We start from the raw sequence: 13209 nt of genomic DNA on the forward strand, positions 1-13209 counted from the left end.
GTGTCTGACACCTTCGGAGTCAGACACCGGGGGGCCCGGGTTGCCTTGCGAACGGGCCGTCGGCCGTCGCGGGGGGTGTCTGACACCTTCGGAGTCAGACACCGGGGCAACCTGGGTTGCCTGGAGAGCGGACCGTTGGCCGTCACGGGTGGTGTCTGACACCTTCAGGTGTCAGACACCTATGTGTGGCGGGCGGCGCCGGCGATGCCGGATCTAGGCAGCGGTGTAGGCGGTTTTGACGGTGGTATAGAACTCGGCGGCGTAGCGGCCTTGCTCGCGCGGGCCGTAGCTGGAACCCTTGCGGCCGCCGAACGGCACATGGTAATCGACGCCCGCCGTGGGGCAGTTGACCATTACCATGCCCGCCTGCGCGTCGCGCTTGAACTGCGTGGCGTACTTCAGCGACGTGGTGCATATGCCCGCCGACAGGCCGAATTCGGTGTCGTTGGCCAGTTCCAGCGCATGTTCGAAAGAGTCGGCTGGAATGACGGTGGCCACCGGGCCGAAGATCTCTTCGCGGCTGATGCGCAGGCTGTTGTCGCAATCGACGAACAGCGCCGGATTCATGTAGTAGCCATCGGCTGCACGCTTGACGCGCTCGCCGCCATAGGCAAGCCGGGCGCCTTCGTCGCGGCCGATCTGTACGTACTTCAGGTTTTGCTCGAGCTGGCTGTCGTCTACCACCGGGCCGATGTCGGTGCCCGGCAGCAGCGCATCGTCGATCTTGAGGGTTTTCAGGCGTTCCTGCACGGCCTCGACAAAGCGCGGATAGATGCCCTTTTGCACGATCAGACGGCTGGAGGCGGTGCAGCGCTGGCCGGTGGAAAAGAACGCCCCGTTGACGCAGCTTTCTACCGCAACCTTCAAATCGGCGTCGTCGAGCACCACCATGGGGTTCTTGCCGCCCATTTCCAGCTGCACCTTGGCCATGCGCATCATCGCGGCCTGGGCCACGCGGCGGCCGGTCGCGACAGAGCCCGTGAAGCTGATCGCGTCTACACGCTTGTCGTCAAGGATGGTTTGACCCACGATGCCGCCACGGCCCATCACCAGGTTGAACACACCCGGCGGCAGGCCGGCGCGGCTGAGAATTTCGGCCAGCGCCCATGCGCTGCCCGGCACCAGGTCGGCGGGCTTGAACACCACCGTATTGCCATAGGCAAGCGCGGGCGCGATTTTCCAGGCGGGAATCGCGATGGGGAAGTTCCACGGCGCAATGATGCCGACCACGCCCACCGGTTCGCGGGTCACGTCGGCCTCGATGCCCGGTCGCGTCATGGGCAGCTTTTCGCCCTGGATGCGCAACGCTTCGCCGGCGAAGAACTTGAAGATATAGCCCGCGCGCGTGGCCTCGCCGATGCCCTCGGGCAAGGTCTTGCCTTCTTCGCGCGACAGCAGACGGCCCAGTTCTTCTTTGCGCGCCAGAATCTCGGTGCCCACCGCATCCAGAATGTCGGCCCGACGCTGGCCGGTGGTTCGGGCCCATTCGTATGACGCAGCACGGGCCGCGGCGATGGCATCGGCGGTCTGCGCCGCGTCTGCCTGCGCATACTCGCCCACTACGTCGGCCAGGTTGGAAGGGTTGATGTTGCTGCGCGTGTCGATGCCTTCGACCCACGCTCCGTTGATGTAGTTGGCATGCATATGTCTCTTCCTTCAAGTAAATGTGCAAAACGCGTTGCGCCGCCCCGGGCGGGCGCCGGACTTACAGCAGCTTGCCCGGGTTGAGGATGCCCGCAGGGTCGAGCAGGCGCTTGATATCGCGCATCAGACGCAGTTCAAGGGGGTTCTTGCTATGCAGGAAATGGTCGCGCTTGAGTTGACCGATTCCGTGTTCTGCGCTGATGCTGCCCCCGTAGCGATTGACCTCGTCCAGCACGACATCGGTTACGGCCGCACCGTGTTCGGCCGCCCATTCCCGGGGAGCGCCGGCCGGGCGCGACAGGTTGTAATGCAGGTTGCCGTCGCCGAAATGGCCGAAGATGAAAGGCCGCACATCGCCATGCGACTGGCGCAATCTGGCTTCGGCCGATTCCATGAAATCGGGGATGCGCTCGATGGGCAGCGAGATGTCGTGCTTGAGATGGGGGCCCTCCGCGCGCAGCGATTCGGAGATTTCTTCGCGCAGCTTCCACATGGCCTGCAGTTGCGCAAGCGACGCGGACACGGCGGCGTCCAGGCACAGCTCGCGTTCCAGGGCGTCGCCGACCACGCTCTCCAGCAGCGCATTCAGGGCCGTTTCGTCGGCCGTGTCCGCCAGTTCGATCAGCACATAGCCTGGATAGCGCTGCGCGAAAGGATTCTGCACGCCCTGCGCGTGGGCCAGCACCAGTTCAAGACATTCGCCGGTAAAGAATTCGTATGCCTGCAGCCGCGGCCCGCACTGCTCGTACACCAGCTGCAATAGCTGCAGGGCCTGCCTGGGCGACTGCACCGCCGCCAGCACCACGGAGCGCACGCCGGTACGCGGAAACAGGCGCAGCGCCACGGCCGTGATCACGCCCAGGGTGCCTTCGGCGCCGATCAGCAACTGCTTCAGGTCGTAGCCCGTGTTGTCTTTGCGCAGGGTGCGCAGGCCATGGAAGATTTCGCCGGTGGGCAGCACCGCTTCGATGCCCAGCACCAGCTCGCGCGTCATGCCGTAGCGCACCACATTGACGCCGCCGGCGTTGGTGGAAACGTTGCCGCCGATCTGGCATGAATCTTCGGCAGCCAGGCTGAGCGGCAGCAGGCGGCCGGCCTCGTCGGCGGCGCGGCGCAGGTTGCCCAGTATGCAGCCCGCTTCGGCCACCATGGTGTTGGCGATGGTGTCGATGGAGCGCACCTGGTTCATGCGGTCCAGCGACAACACGACGTTGGCGGCACCCTGGTCGGGCGTGGCGCCGCCGCACATGCCGGTGTTGCCTCCGCGCGGCACCACCGGCACGCCTTCTTGCTGGCACAGCGCCAGGCATTGTGCGACGTCTTCGGTGCGGCGCGGCCGAACCACGGCCTGGGCGTTGCCTCGGTACAGGCCTCGCCAGTCGCTTAGCCAGGGCGCGATATCGTCGGCCGCCGTCAGCACGGTATCGGGACCCAGCGCCTGCACCAGGCGCTGCGGGAATTCAGTGGGATTCATGGTGTAGACCCGGATTGGATAGAAGAGAAATCGAGCCGCAGCCGCTCGGCGGCGCGCTGCAGATGCCGTACGGCAGCCGCCCGTGCGCGCGGCGCGTCGCGGTCGGCAATGGCCTCGTACAACGCCACGTGTTCGCGATATACGTCTGCGGCAAGGTTGGCCTGGTGCTGCTGCGTGTTTTCGCGGGCGATGCGTACGGCGGCGCGCACTTGCAAGTTGAGGTACTGCAGCAACTGCTGGTAGTAGGTGTTGTGCGTGGCCACCGCAATGGCCGCGTGAAAGCCGATGTCCTGCTCCACGCCCTGTTCATCGGCATGGTATGCGGGGCTTTCCAGCGCGGCCAGGCAGGCCGCCATTTTTTCGAGGTCGGCGTCGTTGCGGCGCAGGGCGGCCAAGGCCGCCGCGCCGCCTTCGAGTTCCATGCGCAGTTCATACACGCAGGCCAGTTGGACGCGGTCGAGCGCGACCCGGCCGGGCACCTGGAAGCCCCGACTGGCCGTGCGCGACACCACGGTGCACCCGGCGCCCTGCCGGCTTTGCACCAGCCCCTGGGCGCGCAGCCGCTCGGTGGCCTCGCGGATGACGGCGGCGCTTACGCCATAAAGCTGCGACAGCGCCTTGCCTGCGGGCAACTTGGTGCCCACCGGGTAACGCCCGGCGGCAATGTCGGACGCCAGCTTGCCGGCGACCTGTTCGGTCAGGGTTAGCGACTTGGTCAGCATCCCGGTATTGTACGATGTCTTCAGGTTATCTGAGAACTTTAGTCGCGAAAGCCAGATTATTGCGTTGAAAGCAATTATCAAGTGACAAAACAGCGTATTCACGACTTGCATCGAGGTAACTAAGCTCTCGTCATGGCCCGGCACATGCCGGCCTCTCTGACGGAGACCCCGATGAAGCTCTACCACCACCCTCTTTCCGGTCACGCCCACCGCGCCCGCCTGTTCCTTGGACTGCTGGGGTTGCCTCACGAACTGATAGAAATCGATGTGACCCGGCGAGAGCACAAGACGCCGGAATTCCTGGCGCTGAATCCGTTCGGGCAGATTCCCGTGCTGGACGACGATGGCGTGATCGTTGCAGACTCGAACGCCATCCTGGTGTACCTGGCCAAGAAAGCCGGACGGACCGACTGGCTGCCCGAAGATCCGGAAGGCGCCGCCCGGGTGCAGCGCTGGCTGTCCGTCGCGGCCGGCGAAGTCGCGTACGGGCCCGGGGCGGCCCGCCTGGTGGCGCTGTTTGGCGCCCCATTCCATGCCGATGAAGTCATCGGCCGGGCGCATGCGTTGCTGGAAAAACTGGAAAACCACCTGGCCGGGCGGGACTGGCTGGCTGCCGGCCATCCCACGATCGCCGACATCGCGATCTATAGCTACGTTGTGCGCGCACCTGAAGGCCATGTCGACCTGGACGGCTACGCCGCCGTAAACCGCCTGCTGCGCCGGATAGAAGCACTGCCGGGCTTCGTGCCGTTTGCCCACACCCCTGCACAACCGGCGGCCTGAGCGGCGCCGGCACGCCCAGCGCTTTCCGCCTTACGCTTACCGGACGCCAACAATGACAGCCATCCTGCCCAAGCTGCCCGCCTGGCACGCGGGCGAGACCTTTCTTCAAGAAAATCTGGGGGTGGCCGAGCGCATGCGGGAACTGGGACAGCGTGTGATCCGCGATTACATGCCCGACCAGCATCGCGAGTTCTATGCGCAGTTGCCCTTTGTCGTGCTGGGTTTGGTCGATAGCGATGGCGACGCCTGGGCAACGCTGGTATGCGGCAAGCCGGGGTTCATGGCGTCGCCCACGCCGACGACGCTGCACATCGCTGCGCGCGCCGATGAAGGCGACCCTGCCGCGGCCGGCCTGCGCGTCGGCCAGTCTATCGGGCTGCTGGGCATCGAATTGCATACTCGCCGGCGCAACCGCATGAACGGAATCATTGCGGCGCTGGACGATGAGGTGCGCGTCGACGTCGACCAGAGTTTCGGCAACTGCCCGCGCTACATCCAGCTGCGCGACTTCGCGTTCACGCGCGACCCTCGCGAACGCGGGGATGCGCCGCGCGTGCGCCTGGACGGGCTGGACGCTGCGGCGCGGGCGCTGATCGAGGCGTCCGACACATTTTTTGTGGCCTCGTACGCCGACCGCGAAAGCCGCCGCCAGGTAGACGTATCGCACCGCGGCGGCAAGCCCGGCTTCGTGCGCATCGACGAAGACGGGCTGCTTACCATCCCCGACTTCGATGGCAACCTGTTCTTCAACACACTGGGCAATATCGTGCACAACGGCAAGGCGGGCCTGGTGTTCGTGGACTTCAGGACGGGCGACATGTTGCAGATGAGCGGCGATGCGGCAGTGATCCTGGATTCGCCGGAGATTGCGGCGTTCGAGGGGGCGCAGCGCCTGTGGACCTTTCGCCCGCGCCGCGTCGTGCAAAGCGCCGGCGCATTGCCGCTGCGCTGGTCGGTCCGCGAGCAAGGCGGGTCGCCCCATACGCTGATGACGGGCGACTGGCGGCAAGCCGCAACACGGCTGCGCCCCAGCCAACCCTCGACACGCTGGCGGCCTTTTGCGGTGACGCGCATCGTTGACGAAAGCGCATCGATACGATCATTTCACCTGGAGCCGGCGGACGGACAGGGGGCGCCGCCGCACATTGCCGGGCAACACCTGCCCATACGCGTCGGCCTGCCCGGCGGCGCGCGGGCGATACGCACCTACACATTGTCTGTCGCGCCGTCAGACGGAGGTTATCGCATCAGCGTCAAACGCCAGGGAACCGTTTCGCAATACCTGCACGACCGTATCCGCGCGGGCGACGTCATCGAAGCCGGCAGGCCGGCGGGCCAGTTCACCATGTCTGCCGCATCGGACAGGCCCGCCGTGCTGCTGGCGGGCGGCGTGGGCATCACGCCCCTGCTCGCCATGCTGCGCCATAGCATCCATGAAGGCCGGCGCACCGGACACATGCGGCCCGTCGTGCTGTTCTACGCCGCGCGTTCGAAGGCCGAGCGCCCCTTCGATGCCGAACTTTCCGAGCTGGCCGCCGCGTCGCAAGGGGCGCTGCGGCTGGTGCGCGTGCTTGGCGACACAACCGGCGCGCAGGAAGGCCAGGATTATGACGCAGCGGGCCGCATCGATATGGCGCTGCTGGCGCGCCGGCTGCCGTTTGACGACTGCGATTGGTTTCTTTGCGGCCCGCCGCCGTTCGTGCAGGCCCTGTACAACGGACTGCGCGGCAACGGCGTGGCCGACTCGCGCATCCATGCCGAAGCGTTCGGCCCGGCGTCGCTCGTGCGCACGCCGGATGCCCCGGGCACGCCCGCGTCCCCTGCCCCGGCGCGGCCCGCGCCTGCTGCCGGGCCCGTGCCGGTGATGTTTCTGGAGTCGGCAACAGAGTCACGATGGACGCCCGGATCGGGTTCGTTGCTCGAACTGGCCGAGGCATGCGGCCTGGATCCGGCTTTCGGCTGCCGCACAGGAAGCTGCGGCAGCTGCAGGACCCGGCTGCTCAAAGGCGCCATCACCTATACGAAGGAACCGACCGCCGCGGTTGCCGCCGATGAAGTGCTGCTCTGCTGCGCGGTGCCGGCGCAACAAGACGCCGACCGAGCCCAGGCGGTGCACCTGGCGCTTTAGCGCGCCGCCCTTCGCGCCATGGCGGCCGGGGCCGGGCCACGTAATATACAAGGCGGATCAACATGCGGGAGAAGCCCCGAATGGACCGCTGGCAGGCAATGCGCATCTTCGTAAAAGTGGCCGAGACGGCAAGTTTCGCGGGGGCGGCCCGTCAACTGCAGATGAGCGCGGCTGCCGTGACACGCGCCATTGCCGCGCTCGAAGACGCCATAGGCGCGCGACTGTTCGTGCGCACGACACGGTCGGTAAAACTCACGGAGCCCGGCGGACGATACCTGGACGATTGCAGGCGCATCCTGGCCAGCATCGAAGAGGCCGAAGCCGCCGCGGCCGGCTTTTATGCCGCCCCTTCCGGAACGCTGTCGGTCACTGCCCCGGTACTGTTCGGACGCATGTACGTGCTGCCTGTCGTGCACGAATATGTGCAGCAGTACCCCAATGTCGACTGCCGCGTGATGTTCGTCGATCGCCAGGTCAACCTGATCGACGAAGGCATAGATGTGGCGATACGCATCGGACACCTGCAGGACTCAAGCTTCGCCGCGGTACAGGTGGGCACGGTGCGACGCGTGGTGTGTGGCGCGCCCGAGTACTTCGAACAGCATGGGGTTCCGCTGACGCCCGCCGATCTGAAAAAACACCGGATCGCGGCGTCGACGGGGGTATGGGGTTCGCCGGAATGGCGCTTTGCAGGTGACCAGCGCGTCACCATACACAACTGGCTGCAGTTCAACACCAACGATTCGGCCATCGACACGGCGATGGCCGGCCTGGCGCTGACGCGGCTGCTGCACTACCAGATCGAGCCGGCCCTGCGCGAAGGGCGCCTGCAGATTGTGCTTGCCGATTATGAAGACCCGCCGCTGCCCATACACGTGGTCTATACCGAAGGCCGGCAGGCCCCGGCTAAAACGCGAGCGTTCGTAGACCTGGCGGTGGCGGCGCTGCGCGGACGCTGACGGCTATGCCGCTGCGGCGGGCGCCCTGTGGCCGCACACCTGGCATTCGGGGTCGCGCTGCACATTGACGCTGCGCCATTGCATCGTACGCACGTCCAGCCACAGCAGCCTGCCTGCCAGGCTTTCGCCGATGCCGGCCAGCAGCTTCAGGGCTTCGGCGGCCTGCGTGGCGCCGATGATGCCCACCAGCGGCGCAAACACGCCCATAGTGGCGCAGTTGGCCTCTTCGACTTCGTCGGCCTCGGGAAACAGGCAGTGATAACACGGGGAGTCGTCGCGCCGCAGGTCGTACACGCTGACCTGGCCGTCAAAGCGGATGGCAGCGCCGGACACCAGCGGCTTGCGATGCTGCACGCAAGCCCGGTTGATGGCGTGCCGGGTGGTGAAGTTGTCGGTGCAATCGAGCACCAGGTCGGCGGCCGCCACGGCGTCGCCCAGGCGTTGGCCGTCCAGGCGTTCGACACGGGCGGTGACACGGGTTTCGGGGTTGTACGCCGCCAGCGTGTCGCGCCCCGATTCGGCCTTGGGCCGGCCCACGCTGGCATTGACGTGCAGGATCTGGCGCTGCAGGTTGCTGAGCTCGACGGTGTCGTCGTCGGCCAGGGTGATATCGCCCACGCCGGCGGTGGCCAGGTACAGCGCGGCGGGCGACCCCAGGCCGCCCGCGCCGATGATCAGGACCTTGCCGGCCAGGAATTTTTCCTGGCCTTCGATACCCAGCTCGTTGAGCAGGATATGCCGCGCATAGCGCAGCAGTTGCTGGTCGTTCATTTGGCCTTGGCGGGCTCGACTCCGGACGGCGTGATGGTCAGGCGCTCGGGGTCGCCGCTGCCCGCCGCGGCCGATGCCTTGGCTTGCGCGCGGAGATTGCCCTTTTGCACCGGCTTGCCGGCCAGCAGATTCAGGGCCTGCTGCAGCTGGAAGTCGTCCTTGCCGCCGAACTCGAACATCTTGGCCGCGGGCGGCGGCGTGTCGAGATCGAGCGTGGATTTGATCTCGTCGCTCTGGTTGTTGGACAGGTGGCGTTGCAGATCGGCTTCGCGCGGCAGGCGGAACAGGTCGCCATCGGCCGTGTCGGCCACCACGTAGTCGGGCTCGATGCCGGTAGCCTGGATGGAGCGGCCGCTGGGCGTGAAATAGCGCGACGTGGTGAGCTTGACGCCGGTGTCCTGGCTGAGCGGCAGGATGATCTGCACCGAACCCTTGCCGAACGTGCGGTTGCCGAGCACTTTGGCGCGCTTGTGGTCTTGCAGCGCGCCGGCCACGATTTCGGAGGCCGAGGCCGAACCCACGTTGACCAGCACCACCATGGGCACCGTCTTGACCCACGCCGGCAGGCCCGCCAGGTAATTGCCTTCGCCGCGCGCGTATTCGGCCGGCGTGGCCAGGTACTTGTGGCGTGAATCGGGTGTGCGGCCATCGGTGGACACGACCAGCACATCGGGCGGCAGGAACGCTGCGGACACGCCGATGGCGCTGGTCAGCAGGCCGCCGGGATCATTGCGCAGGTCCAGGATCAGGCCCTTGGGGGCGCCCTTGGCGCCCAGCTCTTTGAGCTGGCGGGCCAGGTCGGAACCGGTTTTCTCCTGGAATTGCGCGATGCGCACGTAGGCGACGCCGCCATCGAGCATCTTGCTGCGCACGCTGCGCACCTTGATGATGTCGCGCACGATGCGCACCACCACCGGCTGCGGGTTGTCGGCGCGCATGATGGTCAGCGTGATAGGCGTCTTGGGCGCGCCGCGCATGAGCTTGACGGCTTCGCTGAGCGACATGCCCTTGGTGGGCGTGTCGTCGATCTTGATGATGAGGTCGCCCGCCAGGACGCCCGCGCGCGCAGCCGGAGTGTCTTCGATGGGCGAGATGACCTTGACGAAACCGTCTTCGGCGCCGACCTCGATGCCCAGGCCGCCGAATTCGCCCTGGGTGCTGGTCTGCATATCGCGGAACGCGTCGGCATCCAGGTAGGCCGAGTGCGGGTCTAGACTGGACACCATGCCGGAGATGGCATTGTTGATCAGGGTCTTGTCGTCGACCGCCTCGACGTAGTTGTTCTTGATGGCGGCAAACACATTGCTGAGCTGCCTGAGCTCATCCAGCGGCAGGGGGCTGCCACGCTGCGCGAGCGCAGTGACGCCCAGGCTGAGCAAAATGCCCGCCACCGCGCCGATGGCGACCAGACCGAAACCGCGAAACTTGCGAGTGCCCATGCACACTTCCTGATATTGATACCGGGTTATAGGGCCAGCCACTGGGCCGGGTCCACCGGAGCGCCACGATGGCGAATTTCAAAGTATAGGCCCGATTCCACCTGCCCGCCGGTGGCGCCCACCGTGGCGATGGCGTCGCCGGCACCGACCGGTTCCCCAACCTGTTTCAGCAGGCTCTGGTTATAGGCGTACACGCTCATGTATTGCTTGCCGTGATCGACGATGATCAGGTTGCCGAACCCCCGCAGCCAGTCTGCATAGACCACCGTGCCCGGGGCCACTGCCTTGACCGGCGTACCGGCGGCCGTACGCAGCACAATACCGCGCCAGACCCCGCCATCGGGCCGATCGACCCCGAATCGACCCTGTACCGTACCACGCACCGGCGGCGGCAGGCCCCGGCGCAGGCCTTCGCCACCCCCCGGGGGGAGCGCGGCGGTGCGGCGCGCGGCAGCTGGCCGGGCGCTGCCGGCGTCTTCGTACCGGGCTTCGGGCTCGGCCGCGCTGCCAGGCTGCCGGGCCGGGCGCGGGTCGGGACTGGCCTCGGGCGCAGGCGCGGGGGGCGCGGCCTGTGCCAGCACACGAGTCTGGCCCGATCCGAACGGCTTCAGCCCCGCGGCATCCGGGTCGGCAACCGCCACGGGGCCGCGCGGACGGTCGGGCTGCGGCTGGCGAGCCGCCGCCTCGACCTGCTCCCGCGCCCGGGCGGCATCGCGGGCCTCGGCGCTGCGGCGCGCCTCTTCGGCCTGACGCGCCGCCTGGGCACGCCGTTCGGCCTCGGCTTTCTGACGCGCCTCTTCGGCCAGGCGGGCTTCCTGGGCGCGCCGGACGGCTTCGGCTCGCAAGCGAGCCTCTTCGGCGCGCCGCGCCGCTTCGGCCTGTTCGACGATGGCTTTTTCGAGCTCGCCTATCAGGTTGGACAGCCGCGTGTCGTCACGGCCCAGCTTCTGGGCCTCGGCCCGTTGCGCGGCGATCTGCCCCTCCAGGCGGGCCAATAGCGTGGCGCGCTCTTTCTGCTGGGCCACGAGCTCGGCTTTCTGCGATTCGGCCTCTTTGGCCATGGCCTGGATATCGGCGCGGCGGGCGTCGGCCTGCTGCTGCAGCTGCGCCAGGCGATCAATATCGTGACGCAGCGCCTGCACGGCGCGGGCGCGCGCGCGAGAGACGTAGCCCAGATATCCCAGGTTGCGTCCGAGCTCGTGCGGGTCGTCGCCGGAAAGCAGCGCCGCCCAGGGAGACAGGCCGCTGGTGTACTGCGTGCGCAGTTGGTCGGCCAGTTCGGTGCGGCGCTGTTGCAGGGCCTGCTGCTGGGCGCCAATCTGGCTTTCGAGCTCGCCCAGTTGCGCTTCGGCGCGACGATTGTCGTCGGACAGCTCGCGCAGGCGGCGATTGATGCGCGAAATGGCGGTTTCGGAAGCCTTGAGCGCGTCGGCCGCCTCTTTGCGGGCGGACTCGCGCGCGTCGATTTCTTTTTGCAGCGATTCGAGCCGGTCGCGCAGCGCGGCCTGCTGCTGTTCGGCCTGCGATTGGCGCTGGGACAGATCCGCAGACGCCGCGACCGACGGCCATGGCGTTGCCGCCACCGCCGCTACCCACAGCAAACCCGCTGCAAACCGCATGAATCAGTCCTTTTTTGCCTTGCCCTGGGCCGCAACGGCCGCCATCGCGGCTTCGATCTCGGCGGCATCGCCCAGATAATAATGGCGGATCGGGCGCAGCTCGTCATCCAGTTCGTAGACCAGGGGCTGCCCGGTGGGGATATTCAGGCCCACGATGTCGTCGTCCGACATATTGTCCAGGTGCTTGATCAGGGCGCGCAAGCTGTTTCCGTGCGCGGCCACCAGCACGCGGCGGCCGGCCCGGATCGCCGGGGCGATGGAATCGTTCCAGAACGGCAGCACGCGCGCCACAGTGTCTTTCAGGCATTCGGTGGCGGGCAGCTGGTCGGCCGGGATTTTCGCGTAGCGGCTGTCAAAGCGCGGATGGCGCTCGTCGTCGAGCGACAGCGGCTCGGGCGCGATGGCATAGGCGCGGCGCCAGACCAGCACTTGCTCATCGCCATACTTGGCAGCGGTTTCCGCCTTGTTCAGACCCTGCAGGCTGCCATAGTGGCGCTCGTTCAGCCGCCAGCTGATTCCTACCGGGGTGTACATGGCGTCCATGGCGTCCAGCGCAATCCAGAGCGTGCGGATGGCCCGCTTGAGCACGGACGTGAAGGCCAGGTCGAACTCGTAGCCTTCTTTTTTGAGCAGTTCGCCCGCCTTGCGGGCCTGTTCGCGGCCGTTGTCGGTAAGATCGACGTCGGTCCAGCCCGTAAAGCGGTTTTCGAGGTTCCACTGGCTTTCGCCGTGACGCATCAGTACGAGTTTATACATGGTTTTCAGCCGCTCGCAGGCGGGTTTGGAGTTGACGAATGCGCTCATTTTATAATTGAGCGATTTTGCCCCTGGTTTTCTCTAGGCAAGCGGCCTGCGCCGCGCGCCAGGGCCGGCCGGGCCGCCGTTTATTGGCCGGTTGCGCGCCGTATGTGCACGCCCGGCTTATTTCAGTTCAGGAACCTCTGTGGATCTTCTGCAATTCTTGGTAGATAAGAACAATATCTTCATCGTGGCGGTTGCCCTGGTGTCCGGCATCATGCTGGCTGTGCCGGCGCTGCGCAAGGGGCGTGCCGGCCAGGGCATCAGTACCTCCGAAGCCATCCAGATGGTCAACCAGCGCCACGCGGTATGGATCGACGTGCGGCCGGCCGAGGCTTTCCGGGCGGGCCATATCCCTCAGGCACGCAACATGCCGGCAGCCGAACTCGAGCAGAAGGCCGGCTCGCTGCCCAAGAACAAGCCGCTGGTGCTGGTGTGCGAAACTGGGCGCGATGCCGGACGCGTGGCCAGCCGCCTGCGTTCCCAGGGTTTCGCGGAAGTGGCGGTCATGGAAGGCGGCATGCGGGGTTGGTCCGCTGCCGGCCTGCCCGTCACCCAGAAACCCTGATCCGGAGCCAGCGATGCCGAAAGTTGTCATGTATTCGAAGGACTATTGCCCCTACTGCGCCAGGGCCCAGAGCCTGCTGCAGCAGCGCGGCGTCACCGACCTTGAAGTCGTCCGCATCGACCAGGACCCGTCCCAGCGCGAAATCATGATCCAGCGCACGGGCCGGCGCACGGTGCCGCAGATTTTCATCGGCGACAAGCACGTCGGCGGCTGCGATGATCTCATGGCGCTGGACCGCGCCGGGGGCCTTGCTCCCCTGCTCGGCGACTAAGCTGACCGCGGGGCCGCCGGCCCCGGTCGTTTT

General features: G+C 66.6%; 12 protein-coding genes. 5 read left to right on the plus strand and 7 right to left on the minus strand.

The window, feature by feature from the left end; translation table 11 throughout:
* Positions 1 to 213: 213 nt before the first annotated feature.
* From CAL19_RS17225 to CAL19_RS17235, 3 genes are all read right to left on the minus strand, one after another.
* Positions 214 to 1644, minus strand: a complete 1431-nt coding sequence (locus CAL19_RS17225) for an aldehyde dehydrogenase family protein (RefSeq protein WP_094797513.1) — start codon at positions 1642 to 1644, stop codon at positions 214 to 216.
* Positions 1645 to 1705: 61 nt separating this feature from the next.
* Entirely contained in the window at positions 1706 to 3118 is a 1413-nt protein-coding gene (locus tag CAL19_RS17230) for an FAD-binding oxidoreductase (protein WP_094797514.1), read from the minus strand.
* Complete coding sequence (locus CAL19_RS17235; RefSeq protein WP_094797515.1) at positions 3115 to 3840, minus strand: FadR/GntR family transcriptional regulator; 726 nt, start codon at positions 3838 to 3840, stop codon at positions 3115 to 3117. Before CAL19_RS17235 ends, CAL19_RS17230 begins: the two co-directional genes overlap by 4 nt.
* Positions 3841 to 4011: 171 nt before the next feature.
* Between CAL19_RS17235 and CAL19_RS17240 the strand changes: the two genes are divergently transcribed.
* The 3 genes from CAL19_RS17240 (at position 4012) to CAL19_RS17250 (ending at position 7710) form a co-directional block, all read left to right on the plus strand.
* On the plus strand, positions 4012 to 4623 hold the full coding sequence (locus tag CAL19_RS17240) for a glutathione S-transferase family protein (RefSeq protein ID WP_026639873.1): 612 nt from the start codon (positions 4012 to 4014) through the stop codon (positions 4621 to 4623).
* 52 nt (positions 4624 to 4675) lie between these two features.
* Complete coding sequence (locus tag CAL19_RS17245; protein ID WP_094797516.1) at positions 4676 to 6751, plus strand: pyridoxamine 5'-phosphate oxidase family protein; 2076 nt, start codon at positions 4676 to 4678, stop codon at positions 6749 to 6751.
* Between the two features lie 80 nt (positions 6752 to 6831).
* Positions 6832 to 7710: a LysR family transcriptional regulator gene (locus tag CAL19_RS17250; protein WP_026639875.1), complete on the plus strand. Its 879-nt coding sequence runs from the start codon at positions 6832 to 6834 to the stop codon at positions 7708 to 7710.
* A 3-nt stretch (positions 7711 to 7713) separates the two neighbouring features.
* Here the strand turns inward: CAL19_RS17250 and CAL19_RS17255 are convergent, their stop codons facing one another.
* The 4 genes from CAL19_RS17255 to gpmA are packed head-to-tail and all read right to left on the minus strand — an operon-like array spanning position 7714 to position 12295.
* Positions 7714 to 8481, minus strand: a complete 768-nt coding sequence (locus tag CAL19_RS17255; RefSeq protein WP_026639876.1) for a HesA/MoeB/ThiF family protein — start codon at positions 8479 to 8481, stop codon at positions 7714 to 7716.
* Positions 8478 to 9920 (minus strand): S41 family peptidase, encoded by a 1443-nt coding sequence (locus CAL19_RS17260; protein ID WP_026639877.1) that lies wholly within the window; start codon positions 9918 to 9920, stop codon positions 8478 to 8480. Before CAL19_RS17260 ends, CAL19_RS17255 begins: the two co-directional genes overlap by 4 nt.
* A gap of 26 nt (positions 9921 to 9946) precedes the next feature.
* Positions 9947 to 11539, minus strand: coding sequence for a murein hydrolase activator EnvC family protein (locus CAL19_RS17265; RefSeq protein WP_094797517.1), 1593 nt, complete (start codon positions 11537 to 11539; stop codon positions 9947 to 9949).
* A 3-nt stretch (positions 11540 to 11542) separates the two neighbouring features.
* Positions 11543 to 12295 (minus strand): 2,3-diphosphoglycerate-dependent phosphoglycerate mutase, encoded by a 753-nt coding sequence (gene gpmA / locus CAL19_RS17270; protein WP_026639879.1) that lies wholly within the window; start codon positions 12293 to 12295, stop codon positions 11543 to 11545.
* 187 nt (positions 12296 to 12482) lie between these two features.
* Between gpmA and CAL19_RS17275 the strand changes: the two genes are divergently transcribed.
* Entirely contained in the window at positions 12483 to 12905 is a 423-nt protein-coding gene (locus tag CAL19_RS17275; protein ID WP_026639880.1) for a rhodanese-like domain-containing protein, read from the plus strand.
* Positions 12906 to 12918: 13 nt separating this feature from the next.
* Complete coding sequence (grxC, locus tag CAL19_RS17280) at positions 12919 to 13176, plus strand: glutaredoxin 3 (protein WP_026639881.1); 258 nt, start codon at positions 12919 to 12921, stop codon at positions 13174 to 13176.
* Positions 13177 to 13209 lie beyond the last annotated feature (33 nt).

Origin of the sequence: Bordetella genomosp. 7, from assembly GCF_002261265.1 — a bacterium.
In the GTDB taxonomy this organism is placed as follows: Bacteria; Pseudomonadota; Gammaproteobacteria; order Burkholderiales; family Burkholderiaceae_B; genus Bordetella_A.